The sequence below is a fragment of the Citrobacter sp. VF227 genome (assembly GCF_052950715.1).
On record NZ_JBRFVF010000141.1, the window covers coordinates 1 to 635 of the forward strand.

The 635-nt window shown below is 69.4% G+C and carries 1 protein-coding gene; it reads right to left on the reverse strand.

Features of this window, described 5'->3' with window-relative positions; translation table 11 throughout:
• On the reverse strand, positions 1–635 hold a 635-nt coding region (locus tag ACU8YC_RS25520; protein ID WP_446896037.1), incomplete at both ends, for a lactonase family protein.

Here is a 635-nt window from a genome sequence, read left to right on the forward strand (position 1 = left end):
CTATCGGACTCTTTGAGGTCCAGCAGTTGCCGGCGGGTCAAGGTGCCATTGGTGTAATCGAAGCCAGCCACCTGGGCGCTCAGTTCGAGGGCGAGGTAGGCGTGTTTGCCATTGGGATGGAACACCAGATGGCGCGGGCCGCTGCCCGCGGGCAGCTCGATGCTGGCCGGCTCATCTGGCCGCAGCGGGCGTTCGGCATGGCTCGGGTCGTAGCGGTAGACGAACACCCGGTCGGCGCCCAGGTCGCTGACCAGAAGGCGCGTGCCGTCCGGGCTGGGCACCGCCGAATGCACGTGAGGCGATGCCTGGCGTTCGGGGTGCACTCCGCTGGCCTGATGCGCAGCGATCTGCGTGACCGGCAAGGGGCGGCCATCCTCGTCCAGCGGCAGCACTGCCAGGCTGCCGCCGGGGTTGGGTCGCGAGCCATAGCTGCTGACGAACCGGTAGCGGCCGTCGGCGCTCAGGCTTGCATGGGTGGGCTCATCGCCGAGGCTGATGGCCTGGCCGATTGGCTGGTAGTCGCCCTTGGCTTCGCGCTGCCAGCCGCCGACGCGCCCGACCGGCTCGGCATGGGCCGGGTCGTTTCCATTGGTGGCATAGAGCCGCCCGCGTCGCTCGTCCAGCACCAGCGAGGG